Annotated in this window: 2 protein-coding genes; both read right to left on the bottom strand. The window is 60.1% G+C overall.

All coding sequences use genetic code 11. The features are described from left to right. The coding region (gene dnaQ / locus AC1D0Z_RS22425) for a DNA polymerase III subunit epsilon (RefSeq protein ID WP_477660351.1) at window positions 1-632 on the bottom strand (632 nt) is incomplete at its 3' end. A gap of 193 nt (window positions 633-825) precedes the next feature. Next, the coding region (gene fdx, locus AC1D0Z_RS22420) for an ISC system 2Fe-2S type ferredoxin (protein WP_477660350.1) at window positions 826-1,120 on the bottom strand (295 nt) is incomplete at its 5' end.

Below are 1,120 nucleotides of genomic sequence, written 5' to 3'. Positions count from 1 at the left end.
GCGATCTCCTGGTCGTTGGCAGCCAGCAGCGGCAGGTCAAAGGTGTTGAGATCAATCTGGGGCACGTCACTATCGCCTTCCCGGGCGCTGTCCCCAACATCCATCACCAGCGCATTCTGGCCACGGGTCAGATTGATGTAGACATCGGCCAGCAGTTCAGCGTCCAGCAAGGCGCCGTGCAAGGTTCGGCCCGAATTGTCGACTTCCAGCCGGTCRCACAAGGCGTCCAGCGAGTTGCGTTTGCCCGGGAACAGCTCCTTGGCCATCATCAGGCTGTCGGTGACCTTGGCCACGCAATGCTTGATGGGCGGCTTGCCGATGAGTTCGAGTTCCTTGTTGAGGAAGCTCACGTCAAAAGGCGCGTTGTGGATGATGATCTCGGCGTCCTGCAGGTATTCCAGCAGTTCGTCGGCCACGGCCGAAAACTTGGGCTTGTCCTTCAGGAATTCGTTGCTGATGCCGTGGACTTTGAGCGCGTCTTCATGGCTGTCGCGCTCGGGGTTCAGGTAGAAGTGCCGGTTGTTGCCGGTGAGCTTGCGGGCTACCAGCTCCACGCAGCCGATTTCAATGATGCGGTCGCCGTTTTCAGCGGAAAGACCAGTGGTTTCAGTGTCCAGAACAATTTGGCGCATGACTGGATTATCGCTGCGCTGGGTCAGCGGATGTTTTTCCGCCGGGCCGCCCCAAGGAAAAATGCCCCCGAGGGGGCAGAGAGCTACGCGCAGCGAGCAAACGTGGGGGCTCAATAGCATCGCCGGGCCGCCCCAAGGAAAAATGCGCCCCCTGGGGGGGGCAGCGCAGCACACGCAGTGGCAAGCGTGGGGGCTAATGATTCTCTTTGGCGTGGTTGATGGAGTACTTGGGTATTTCCACTGTCACGTCGGACTGCGCCAGAAAAGCCTGGCAGCTCAGCCGTGAATTGGGCTCMAGCCCCCAGGCGCGGTCCAGCAGATCTTCTTCGCTCTCGTCGAGTTCGTTCAGCGATTTGAAGCCTTCGCGCACGATGACATGGCAAGTCGTGCAAGCGCAGCTGAGGTCGCAGGCGTGCTCGATGTTGATCTTGTTGTCGAGCAGGGCTTCGCAGATCGAGGTACCGGCCGGCGCGCTGATCTCAGCACCC

It is taken from the genome of Polaromonas sp. P1_E3 (assembly GCF_056405935.1).
Note: the sequence above shows the minus strand (reverse complement) of the source record. Positions and strands in the feature narration are given on the sequence as shown.